Below are 11,767 nucleotides of genomic sequence, written 5' to 3' on the forward strand. Positions count from 1 at the left end.
CCTCCCCATGCCTACTAATTCCTTACTTCTTCACCGCATGTACATAATGCACCGTCTCAAAAGCTTTCAAATAATCATTTCGTCCTTCAAAATATAATGTATTTATGTCCTCTGGTGATAAATGCTCATAAATAAGTAAGCCCGCCTTCTCTAACAGTGCTTCCATTTCAGCATAAGAATAACATGATTTCATCGGTTCTCCGCCTACCGCAGCCATTTTCACCATATTTTCAACTCGATTGGACAGTCCTTTTTTCGTAAATAAGTTTTCATCTGGATAATCAAAAACGATAGAGCTTCCTTCTGGAACCATCTCGAATAGACATTCTATTAAACTGGAAAGTTCCTCTTTCGTTAAATAATATGAAACACCTAAAAGGCTAAAGAAAGTCTTTTTATTTTCAAATCCTTCATTGCGTAACTGTTCATAGGAAAATCCTTTCGTAAAATCCATTGAAACAAAATGAAGGTTTTTTGGAACTTCAAGTTCTGTTTCTTTTATTCTTTCCTTCTTAAACACCTGCGTAGAAGGATGATCCACTTCAAATACTTCTATTTTATTTTCTAATTCTCGGTGTCTAAAACTGAATGTATCTAATCCCGCACCGAGTATAACGTATTGTTTCGCTCCCAGCGTAATCTCGTGTAGTAATACTCTTTCACAATATGCCGCACGTGCTAAAGGTGTTGGTGATAATTGCACTTGTGTAATCCATTTTAATATTTCTTGTGGATTATCTTGAAACTGCTGTGCAATGTCTGTATTGAAGAAATGTATTCCTTGAACCATATTCGTTTCAATATTAATTCGTTCTTTTGGCGAAATGAACTCTTTAGCTACATAATCATCAAAGATTTTCGGATTATCAAATTCACTATGATATGCCCTGCTGAAAGCTGATACTAACGACGTTACACTTGCTTCACCTTGTTTCACGCACATACACTCTCCTTCATTTTCACAACAAAAATAGGGTTCCCCTGGCCAGGAGAACCCTATTATACACCTTATTTTTATATTGGTAAATTATAGCACAAATAAGTTTTTTTGTCAAGTTTCCAGCCTACTAACGCTCCAACAATTTGTGTAATCTCTAGCAGGAAGATTTCGATCTACACCGAATATTCCAGTTCATAACAATACAAATGGAGGCCAATATGAAACGATTCGTCATTATTACTGTAGGAAAAACACACAGCGGTAAAACTACATTTGCAAAAGCTTTAGAAAAAGAGTTATCCCACTCTTTCGTTATGGATCAAGACAACCAAGCTGAATTTATTAACACGCATTACGAAAAATTACAGCCGGCTGAAGGTGCTAATACATTTAAGCACGGTCTTTCAAAATTCATTGTTGATTATGCGAAAGAACATACAAATTTACACCTTATTATTTGTAATTCCAATCGCAGTAAAAACGGAAGATTCTATTTACTAAACGAATTATTTCCACAGAATGAATATGTACGCATATTAGTTCATTTTGACATTCCAGATGATGTACTTTACGAAAGAGTGGCTCGAAGCACGCGAAGTACGAATATTTTTAGAGGTGGATATTCTAGTTTCAAAGAAGTACTTGATCGACAACAAACTGAATCACTTCACGATGATGTAGTAGATCCTATAGAAAATGAAGCTGATTATTTGTTTGTTATTCGTAACAGTAAGGATGTAAACTCTACTATATTAAAAATTGTCCATCTTGCTAAAGAGTACTCCCCTACCCCAAATAAGAGATTATAAAAATTACATAATCATAGATTATTATGCAAATACTTCCTCTAGGCGGCACAGATGGTATATAATGATGGAAGAATCTACTTCTATATGCTCAATTTTACACAAAACAGCTCATGCATATGAAAGAAAAGAGGTACAAAAATATGAAAACAAAACAAACAATTGCTGCGTCTACACTAGCTTTAGCAATGATTGCTGGCGCGAACTCTACTCATGCGGAAGTAAATGATGCTACTCCTCAGCAAAGTACGGGAGATCGATTAGCTGAAATTAAGCAACATAAACAAGAGTTAGATGCGAAATTACAGCAACACAAAGAAAACGTGGATCAAACATTGAATGAACTTAACAAGGTTAAGGAAAATGTTGATACGAAGGTGAATGAACTACATGAACGTAAACAAGTTGCTGATGAAAAAATTAACGAGATTAAACAACATAAACAAGAGTTAGATGCAAAACTTCAGCAAGACAAACAAATCGCCGAAGATAAAATCGCTGAAATTAAAGAGCATAAAAAACAAGTAGAAGATAAAGTTGCTGAAGTAAAAGAGCATAAACAAAATATCGATAACAAAGTGAATGAGATTAAAGAACATAAACAAACTGTCGATGAAAAAGTGAATGAAATGAAGCAACATAAAGAGAACATTGATCAAAAGGTTAATGAACTTAAGGAAGTTAAAAAACAAGTAGATGAAAAATTAGCTGAGTTAAAGAAAGCGAAACAAACTGCTGAAGACAAACTCGCTGAACTAAAAGAAAACAAGCCGAATACTGGTAACACGTTAGAGGAACTTAAGAAAATTAAAGGCAATTTAGACAGTCTTTCCGCTAACTTAGAACTAGCTAAACAAGATGTAAAAAACAAACTAGCTGAATTACAAAAGGCTAGAGAAGATTTACTAAATAAAATTAACGAAATTAAACAATCGAAACAAACTGTTTCAGACGATTTAACAAAGAAAAAACAAGACTTAGATATTAAAATCAACGACTTTAAGCATACTGAGAAAAAAATTGACGACAAATTAGCTGAGTTACATACAACGAAGCAAAATGTTGATAACAAGATTAATGAAGTATCACAGTCTAAACAAACGCAAGCAGATAATGGTACTAAAAACGATAACGCTAAAGAACTTCCTAACGCTGGTAGCGAGCAATCAAACAATATGGCTCTAGGAATGCTATCTGTATTAGGCGGGATTTTATTACTTACTCGTAATAAAATTAAAACGTTATTCTCTAAATAAATCCATTAAAAAAAGGAAAACCGCACATACATGTACGGTTTTCCTTTTTTTATATTAACTGTCCATCTCGAAGCGTCAATATACGATCACATACATCAAGCATTCTTTCATCATGTGTAATCATAATTGCTGCTTTTTGGCTCTCTTTCACTTCACGTTTCATCATTTCAACAACTTCACGTGCGCGTTTTGAGTCTAAGCTTGCCGTTGGCTCATCCGCTAATATTAAATCTGGGTTGTTCATGAACGCACGAGCAATTGCTACCCTTTGTTTTTCCCCACCAGATAGTTGATTTGGATAATGATTTTTTCTTTCTCCTAATCCAAATGCCGCTAATAAATGATCCGCACGCTTTTCTGATTCTTGTTTACTTTCTTTTTTTAACTTAGCAATGTAAAGTAATTGTTCTTTTACATTTAAATATGGAACAAGATTTGCGAACTGGAAAATGAAGCCGATTTTTTTCAAACGAATATCTGTCATTTCCTTTTCTGATAACTGTGTAATATTTTGCTCACGAATGTAAATATCCCCTTTTGACGGTGATAATAATGCACCCGCGATTGATAATAACGTACTTTTCCCTGATCCAGAAGGACCGACGATTCCGATAAACTCTCCAGCTTTCACATCAAGCGACATCGGATGAAGGGCTGTTACTTCCGTATTCCCTTCTCCGTACACTTTACTTACTTTGTCTAATTTCAATAATGAAGTCATTACATCCCGCCTCCAATTGCTTCTAATGCATCAACTTTTAATACTTGGTATAACGAAATAAGTGTTCCTAAAATACTAATTACGATAAAGATTGCTGCGTATTGTGCAATCATCGGTGTTGTTAATAAGAACGGCATACCCGCTGGTAAAATTTGTTCTAATCCTTGTACAAGAACGATACTAATTACCATCGCAACGACTGATAAGAATAACGCCTGTACGACTAAACTATTTGCTAAATACGAGTTCTTCGTACCAATTGCTTTTAATACACCTAATTGCTGTGTTTTTTGTAGTGTAATAACATAGAAGAATACACCGATTAATAACGCAGCGATCACAAGTAAGAACGCAATGATCATCGTTAATGTTCCTTGCTCTTCTTTAAATCCTGGAATACTTTGCAGTACTTCTTTTTTATCGATAACGTGAGCATTTTTAATTTCTTTATCTGTGTTAAGTGCAATTGCACTATAATCTTTTTGGTTTGGTTGTGAAATAGATCCCCATACGTCTTCATTTATATAAACGACTGGTGTATGGCTAAACATTTGATCTTTCGTAAATCCGACGATTGTAAATTCTTTCTTTGAAACAGGATCGATAATTGTATCTCCAATATCGATTCCCTTCTCTTTAATCGATTCATCAGCAACCATCTCGTTGTTTGCTGTACCTAATTTCTCCCCTTTTACAATGTTCGGTTCTAAAAATGAATCTCGTTCGCTTGAGAAAATAGCGATATCAACCTTTTTCGAGCTATCTTTCTTTTCATATGTTGAAACTTTCACACGAAACGGAACTGCCTCTTTCTCGCCTACTTGACTTACTACGTTATCTACATCGTCTTTCTTAATTTGTGAACGAAGTAATTTATTTTCCGCATCATCTGCTAAAACGAACTTATTTGCCTCCATATTTTGAATCGATGAAGCATTATCATATGATAATCCATTTGCTAATCCTGAAATAACAAGGACTAAAAATGATAATAACACCATAATCAATCCGATTAATCCGTATCGTAATTTTGATTGTTTTAATTCACGCAGAGCTAAAAACATTTCGCTCGCTCCTTCCTCTTTCTTTCTATGCACTTATCATAAAAAAGAAATATGAACGGAATATGAACAGAAGATTACAGAGATTAAGATTAAATTTTCAGAAAGTATTGAAAATAATTGAGATCCTTGATACAATTCAGTCAAATAATCTTGACCGAGTAATTTAATTTAAGGAGTTGATCATTTTGAAGCCCGTATTAACACTAACTACTTATAGCCAACTAAAAGCATTAAGCGATCCACTACGTTCCGAAATGATGATACGTCTATGCGAACGTCCTTATACTGGACAATTACTATCTGAGAAATTCGGCATTTCAAGGGCGAAAATTCATTATCATTTAAAAGAATTAGAAAAGAATGGTCTTATAGAGATCGTTTATACAGAAGAAAAGAATGGGATTGTTCAAAAGTTTTATCAATCTGTCGCGAAAGGCTTCACCCCTGCTGCAGATCTATTACCTCATTTAGAAATAGTAAGCGAATCAGGTCGCCAAATCTTTTTACAAATGATAGAAAGAACGAAAAGCCAAATTCTCGCTGCACCAGAAGAAGCTTTTACATTACGAAATGCAAGTGAAGATCCAGCTAAGTGGAATTACGTTTCATCCTGCTGGGAATTTGATGCTACGCCAGAACAATTTCAAGTGTGGGTAAAAAAGTTTTATGAATTAATGGCTGAATTAAACGAAATCACAAAAGGTGCAGATAAAGATCCAAATAGTAAACCTTATTATATTTCTACTACTGCACTTCAAATCGCTGAGAGAACAATGCAGCAATTTATTAAAAAAGAAGAAAAATCGTAATACGATTTTTTTTACATAAACGGTCAAATTTATTTTACCGAATAAATTTATTATAAAGGAGCAGATAAAGTGGACATATTAAAAAACCGGAATTTCCGCTTATTATTTTTAGGGAGAATTTTTACAAACATAGGAGATAGTTTGTATTATGTAGCAGCGATGTGGCTCGTATACAAATTAAGTGGTAATCCTTTTTATTCTGGATTAGCTGGTTTTCTTACATTATTACCTTCTGCACTTCAATTTCTTACTGGTCCATTCGTTGATAGATGGTCCATTAAACACACCCTCGTCATCACACAAGTTTTGCAATGCATTCTTATTTTAATCATTCCTATTACACACTACTTCGACCTATTAACAGTCCACCTACTACTCATCATCATGCCAATCGTAGCCTTTATTGAACAATTCGCCTATCCCGCACAATCAAAAGCTTTACCACTTCTACTGCATAAAACACAATTATTAAAAGGAAATTCACTCTTTTCATTTGCGTATCAAGGCATTGATTTAATTTGTACGACGCTTTCTGGCATATTAGTAGCACTATTTGGCGCGATCACTTTATATGTAATTGACTCTTTCACATTCGCGATTACTGCCCTTTTGTTCTTTTCATTGAAAATACCAAAGCAAACCGAAACGGGCACATCACTTTCAACTAAACAATATTTCTCTGATTTAAAAGAAGGTTTTTCAATTGTCTTCCGTTCCTTAATGGGCGTATTCTTAATCGGTTCCGTTGTCGCTAATTTTTCAATTGGTATGACGATGGCCATACTCCCTTCTTTCGCTGATTCTTTAGGGGGCGTGAAATCATATGGCTTCTTCTTAGCTGCTATATCAGCAGGTAGTCTCATCGGTGCATTATTCAGTTCATGGGTTGGTAAACGTAATGTTGGCCGTGTCTCTATTATTGGCTTTGCGACTGGCGCTACCTTTTGGTTTCTCTCTACAATCGTACCGTTTCAATGGCTATCTATTCTCTTATTCGGCCTAGCTTGGATTCCAATTGGTGCAACCAACATATTATTTGCGACAATTAGCCAAATTGTAATTCCAAATCAATATATTGGCCGCATCAATTCAGTCATGCGAAGTATGAGCACAATTGCTATGCCGATCGGTTCTTTAATTGGCGGATACACTGCAAATGTATTTAGTAGCCAACTCATTTTCGCGCTCGCTAGCATCGGGATTTTATTTATTTCTCTCGTATGGCTACTTCATCCGAAATTACGAGCATTGCCGAAAGCTGATGAGATTACAGCGGATACTTTTGGGGTGCAGTTTAAGGAGGAGCGCAGGAAAGGTGCTGCTTTATAGCCAGCAAACATAACCCCGTTCTAAATTTGGGACGGGGTTAAAAATATAATAATAAAGTCGTTTGAATATCTAAATTTTATTCAACAAAAGCACCAACCTAAAACGGCAGTTAACGCTTTGATGGCCATGCCCCCTGCATTTTCCTTAATTGAATAATTTGGCCTGTATGATAAGCATCATGAAGCATGATGTCCAGTAATTTACCTTCAAGTGAATTTTGTTCAAGCTCTCTTTCAGAAATTGCACTTAATACCTGTCTTAAATTACGCTGAGCATTTTCAGAGCGTTCAACGACTTCCTTCCATTCCGTATCATTATTAGATTGCTTAGTCAGATAAAAGGTGTCATTACCGTCAAGATTATGTGTCCATTCACGTCCTTCCAAGTTTGCAGCAAGTCTTTCTTTGTAATAAGTGAGATGATTAACATTCTCCCAAATGGTATTCGTTGTCTCTCCAGCTGGTTTCCACATAGCCTGTTCAGCTGTAAGTCCTTCTATAGCATATTTAAACGGTGCATACCAACTCTCTTTGTCGAATGTTGAATCTAGTACGTTTAATAACAAGTCAATTCGTTTCAAAGTAATTTCCTCCCTACACAGTTCAAGTTTTAATACACTCCCTCTAACTCTGTAGAGATTCTACATTTTTAAATAAACTTCCTCCTAATCCCACTCCATAAACTCATCCGATTATGCAATTAAAATGACTCATATTTTTTCATTTTACACGTATACTAGCGACAAAAAAAGAAGAGGCTGTTCCCAAACAGCCTCTTTCATCTATTTAGGAAGCTCCACCCGAACAGTCGTCCCTTCCCCTTTCGTACTATATACCGAAACGGTCCCTTTATGCAGTTCAACAATCTTCTGCACGATTGATAATCCTAAACCGCTACCTTCTACGTTTCTTGCTCTCGCTGTATCCACCTTATAAAAACGATCAAAAATACGATCCATTTCTTCTTTTTCCATACCGATTCCGTTGTCTGATATAGAAATTATAACGCTAGACTCTAACTCTTCCACGAAAAACTCAATCGTTCCACCATCGTTTGAAAACTTAATGCTATTCGTGAAAATGTTACTCCATACTTGATGAAGTAAGTTTTCATCACCTTGAATTGTAATGTCCGGCACATCAAATTCAACGGCGATATCTTTTTCCCGCCATTTCCATTCAAGCATAAAAATGACGTCTTTAATTTGTTTTTGTAAGGAAAAGTCTTTTATTTGTAAAACCTTTTCCTCCTTATCTAATGAGGCGAGCGTAAGTAACTGTTTACATAAACTAGACATTCGCTTACTTTCACCTTCAATAATTTGTAAGTAATGATTTCTTTCTTCCTCACTCATCTTTTCTGTTTGCAACGTTTTTGAAAAACCTTGTATGGAAGAAAGCGGCGACTGGAATTCATGTGAAACGTTCGAAACAAATTCTTGTCTCATTTCATCTAGTTCTTTAATACTTTTCGTCATCTTTTGGAAGCTTGTAGATAACGTTCCTATTTCATCTTTTCGTTTTACGTCTAATTCAATTTTATATTCCCCACTCGCAATTTTTTGCGTAGCCTTCGTAAATTTACGGATTGGGCGAACGATATAGCCTGCTGCAATCGCTATAAAGATAATGCTTAATAGTACGATAAACCCAAGTAATACCGCTAAGAAAATTCGCATTTCGCCAAATTGGTTCTGAATGTCGGGGCGAATAAATAACGCGTACTGTTTATCACCGTGCTTTACCGGTACACCAACACTATTTATTAATTCATTATCGAAAAATCCTGTAATAAAAAGACGCGTTGGATACGTAGAAACACCATTAAACGTTTCTCCTTGCAATACTTTATGAACAGTAGCATCGCTAATAGACGTCTTACGAAACGCATTACCGATACGCTTTCCATTCTTTTGATCATCGACAATATAAATTTCATACCCTAACTTCGCAATAGAATGCAAATACGTCTCTTGATTTTCTTCACTTTGCTTTTCATATAACGATTTAACTTCTTCCGCATACTTTAAAATCTTTTCACTATTATACGGTTTTAACTTCACTTGATAATATACGTTCGTTAATAAAAAGCCGATAATACTACTAAGTAGCATAATGCCGACCGTCATAAATACAAATCTAGAATATAGTGATTTCATCTTATTTCAACTCCAACTTATACCCGAGGCCGCGCACCGTTGTAATTTGAAAATCATCCGTTCGTTTTGAGAAACGATCTCGGAGCCTTTTCACATGAACATCAACTGTTCGTTCATCTCCTTCAAAATCCATTCCCCATACTAATTCAATTAATTCTTCTCTTGAAAATGTTCTCCCAGGATAACTAGCTAGTTGTGATAATAATTCAAATTCCTTTAAAGGAAGTAAAATCGTCTGGCCGTTACACTTTACTTCAACACCTTTACGATCAATTGTCGTTCCATGGAGTGTAATTATGTCAGCGCTCAGCATTTGATAACGGCGTAATAAAGCTTTCATACGGAAAATCACTTCAGCTGGTTCAAATGGTTTTACGATATAATCATCTGTACCAGAAATGAATCCTTTTTCTTTATCCACTAACTGGTCTTTCGCAGTTAATAAAATAACAGGAATATCATGATACTTCCGAATTTCTTCACATAACGTATAACCATCAACAAAAGGCATCATAATGTCTACAATCGCAAGATGAATATTTTCCTTCTCTAATACGTCTTGCGCTACCTTTCCATCTTCCGCCTCAAAAACTTTAAACCCCTCTTTTTGTAAATGATAATGCAATAACTCTCTTATATGTTTATCGTCATCAGCTAATAAAATATGTATCATCTTCATTAAACCCTCTCTCGTTCATCCTTCTACATCACTACATTAAGAAACAATTGGATTTTTTGCAAGAAAAAGAAAAAGAATCTATTTTGAAAAAAGACTATTCAAAATAGATTCTCACGTTTTAGTATTAAGATTATTTTAATCAAAAATAATTTTTAAGCCTTCGAAATATCAACAAATCCTTCTCCGAACACATCACGAACATCGTGGATAGCAATGAACGCAGCTGGATCCGTAGTTTGAACAATCCTCTTTAGCTTCACTACTTCTTGCTTATTAATAACAACATATAGAATGTCCTTCGGCGTTTTCGTGTAATAGCCATGACCTGAATACACGGTAACCCCTCTGCCCATTAAGGTTGTTACCTTCCCGGCAATTTCATCCGGATTATCAGAAATAATTGTAATGGCCTTTTTCGGATTTAAACCTTCAATTACAAATTCCATTACTTTCGTTCCTACATATAGCATAATAATTGTCAGCATCAGTTTTTCTGCACCAATGATGAAATAAGATGAAAATGCAACGATTAAATCGAAGAACAGTAGACCATAGCTAATGCTCCAGCCTAAGTATTTATGTGTCATCCTCGCTAAGATGGTAGTTCCTGCTGTCGTTCCACCAACGCGAATGATAAGACCAATCCCGCATCCGATAAATATTCCACCGAAAATGGCATTTACCAGCATTTCATCTGAAGTAATCGTCCATCCTTCTGTTAAATGAAGAAATAGCGAGTTCGTAACTACAGCGATAATCGTATAAATCGTTGTGATCTTATTTAAAAATTTATAGCCGACTATTAACAAAATCGCATTTAAAATTAAGTTAACTAAACCTGGTGACCACTCAAATAAATAGTACGTAATAATCGTGATACCTGTTACCCCTCCCTCACCAAACTCGTTCGGAATAACAAATAAATTGACACCTAACGCAAAAAGAAATGCACCGATAATAATAAAAATAATGTCTGTCGTTCTTTTTTTCATACAGTACCTCACTTCTTATGTAAATATTTATTCTGCCATAAACTCTCACTATTATATCGTGGAATATTCAAATCGAACAGTGGTTTGTTTTTATTTTAATATAAGATAAAAAATCAACATTATTTATTATGTACTGCAAATAAAGTTTTGATTTCACCCGTAATTTACTCTTAAAAAGAAATGCTGAACATTGACTTGCACAAATTTCAAATAAAAAAGTACCCATCTAATTGTCATACGCAATGAGAATTAGATGGGTACTGCATGATACATTTAGTTTTTACATGTATTGTTTGGAGAAAATTGCAAATAACGACCTATACTCGCCTTATTAAGACCAAATCCATACATCATCATTATTTTCAGTGTTCGTCTTTGCTTCATGAACTCTTTCGATATGATCAACTGTGTTCCAGTTAATAGAACTTCCGCCCCAGCCCACATACTCCATATCAATTTTCACTTTCTCACCCACATTAAATACTTGTCCCTTTGTTAAGAAAACATCAATAATATCTTTCTTCCCATTTAGCGATGGATACTCAACTACAACATATTTAGTAGCACCGTCTCCCTCATCTTCCATCGTTCCTACTTTTGATACTTCTCCAATTACATAATTAGGTGAGCCATCTTCTTTCATGTGCATACCTAACTTGTTTGTTGTATTTTCAACTGCAGTTGCAACCATATATTCTGTAAAATTACGCATCATAGATCCAGTAGCTTTTACTTCATCTCCTACTTTCACGTTTGAAAGTGAATCAATATACACACTAACAGGTTCCTCATATTGCTTAGATTTTACAACAATCACACCGGTATCTACTTCTACTACTCGTCCTTCTAACGTCGAGAAATTCGATTCAATAGAAGCTGCACTCGCTTTTGTTAGTTCTAATCCTGGTACATTTGTTCCTGATAATGCTGCGATCCCTAAAGCACCTGCTAAAATTATTTTTTTCATACCCATATGTAACATCTCCATTCATGATGATTTTATTTTTTTGATT

12 protein-coding genes are annotated in these 11,767 nt (G+C 35.0%); 4 read left to right on the forward strand and 8 right to left on the reverse strand.

All coding sequences use genetic code 11. The features are described from left to right. Positions 1 to 22: 22 nt before the first annotated feature. The gene (locus BC_RS16085; protein ID WP_011110235.1) at positions 23 to 943 is read right to left on the reverse strand and encodes a class I SAM-dependent methyltransferase; all 921 of its coding nucleotides are present in this window, start codon (positions 941 to 943) and stop codon (positions 23 to 25) included. A 215-nt stretch (positions 944 to 1,158) separates the two neighbouring features. Between BC_RS16085 and BC_RS16090 the strand changes: the two genes are divergently transcribed. After that, on the forward strand, positions 1,159 to 1,749 hold the full coding sequence (locus BC_RS16090) for an AAA family ATPase (RefSeq protein WP_000819859.1): 591 nt from the start codon (positions 1,159 to 1,161) through the stop codon (positions 1,747 to 1,749). 140 nt (positions 1,750 to 1,889) lie between these two features. Beyond that, on the forward strand, positions 1,890 to 3,002 hold the full coding sequence (locus BC_RS16095; RefSeq protein WP_000851032.1) for an LPXTG cell wall anchor domain-containing protein: 1,113 nt from the start codon (positions 1,890 to 1,892) through the stop codon (positions 3,000 to 3,002). A gap of 49 nt (positions 3,003 to 3,051) precedes the next feature. Here the strand turns inward: BC_RS16095 and BC_RS16100 are convergent, their stop codons facing one another. Continuing rightward, positions 3,052 to 3,723 carry an ABC transporter ATP-binding protein gene (locus BC_RS16100; protein WP_000202612.1) on the reverse strand — a complete coding sequence of 224 codons (672 nt, stop codon included), beginning with the start codon at positions 3,721 to 3,723 and terminating at the stop codon, positions 3,052 to 3,054. Further along, entirely contained in the window at positions 3,723 to 4,787 is a 1,065-nt protein-coding gene (locus tag BC_RS16105; RefSeq protein WP_000477770.1) for an ABC transporter permease, read from the reverse strand. The genes BC_RS16100 and BC_RS16105 overlap by 1 nt, the downstream gene beginning before the upstream one ends. 185 nt (positions 4,788 to 4,972) lie before the next feature. On the opposite strand from BC_RS16105, the gene BC_RS16110 reads away from it, so the two are divergent. Beyond that, positions 4,973 to 5,596: an ArsR/SmtB family transcription factor gene (locus tag BC_RS16110; protein ID WP_000805797.1), complete on the forward strand. Its 624-nt coding sequence runs from the start codon at positions 4,973 to 4,975 to the stop codon at positions 5,594 to 5,596. Positions 5,597 to 5,665: 69 nt separating this feature from the next. Continuing rightward, complete coding sequence (locus BC_RS16115; protein WP_000353378.1) at positions 5,666 to 6,925, forward strand: MFS transporter; 1,260 nt, start codon at positions 5,666 to 5,668, stop codon at positions 6,923 to 6,925. A 109-nt stretch (positions 6,926 to 7,034) separates the two neighbouring features. Here BC_RS16115 and BC_RS16120 read toward each other — a convergent pair whose 3' ends face one another. The 5 genes from BC_RS16120 to BC_RS16140 all read right to left on the reverse strand — a co-directional run bounded on the left by BC_RS16120 (position 7,035) and on the right by BC_RS16140 (position 11,727). Beyond that, positions 7,035 to 7,505: a DinB family protein gene (locus tag BC_RS16120; protein WP_000821005.1), complete on the reverse strand. Its 471-nt coding sequence runs from the start codon at positions 7,503 to 7,505 to the stop codon at positions 7,035 to 7,037. Positions 7,506 to 7,706: 201 nt separating this feature from the next. Further along, on the reverse strand, positions 7,707 to 9,083 hold the full coding sequence (locus BC_RS16125) for a sensor histidine kinase (RefSeq protein ID WP_000839519.1): 1,377 nt from the start codon (positions 9,081 to 9,083) through the stop codon (positions 7,707 to 7,709). Between the two features lies 1 nt (position 9,084). After that, a complete protein-coding gene (locus BC_RS16130; RefSeq protein WP_000781961.1) occupies positions 9,085 to 9,762 on the reverse strand; it encodes a response regulator transcription factor in 678 nt (225 codons plus the stop codon). A 152-nt stretch (positions 9,763 to 9,914) separates the two neighbouring features. Further along, on the reverse strand, positions 9,915 to 10,754 hold the full coding sequence (locus BC_RS16135) for a YitT family protein (RefSeq protein ID WP_000747503.1): 840 nt from the start codon (positions 10,752 to 10,754) through the stop codon (positions 9,915 to 9,917). 331 nt (positions 10,755 to 11,085) lie between these two features. Then, positions 11,086 to 11,727, reverse strand: a complete 642-nt coding sequence (locus tag BC_RS16140) for a F0F1 ATP synthase subunit alpha (RefSeq protein WP_000525494.1) — start codon at positions 11,725 to 11,727, stop codon at positions 11,086 to 11,088. Positions 11,728 to 11,767: the final 40 nt, after the last annotated feature.

It is taken from the genome of Bacillus cereus ATCC 14579 (assembly GCF_000007825.1).
GTDB lineage: Bacteria > Bacillota > Bacilli > Bacillales > Bacillaceae_G > Bacillus_A > Bacillus_A cereus.